Source organism: Pedobacter jeongneungensis, assembly GCF_000633455.1.
In the GTDB taxonomy this organism is placed as follows: Bacteria; Bacteroidota; Bacteroidia; order Sphingobacteriales; family Sphingobacteriaceae; genus Pedobacter; species Pedobacter jeongneungensis_A.
Window position 1 is genome coordinate 1 of the sequence record NZ_AYMG01000052.1, and the last position, 284, is coordinate 284.

Annotated in this window: 1 pseudogene; it reads left to right on the forward strand. The window is 56.7% G+C overall.

Annotated features, from left to right (window positions below):
- Window positions 1-284: pseudogene (locus tag U859_RS0130140) on the forward strand (collagen-like protein); the annotation flags it as partial.

Genomic DNA, 284 nt, shown 5'->3' on the forward strand with positions numbered 1-284 from the left:
GATAAGGGAGATACCGGCGCAACCGGCCTGCAGGGATTTACCGGAGCACAGGGCCTACCTGGTGTAAAAGGCGATACCGGTCTTCAGGGCATTCAGGGTGAAAAAGGAGAAACTGGTGCAGCTGGTCCGCAGGGAATCCAGGGCGTAGCCGGAGCAAAAGGCGACAAAGGTGAAACCGGAGAAAAAGGTGATAAGGGAGATACCGGAGCAACCGGCCTGCAGGGATTTACCGGAGCACAGGGCCTACCTGGTGTAAAAGGCGATACCGGTCTTCAGGGCATTCA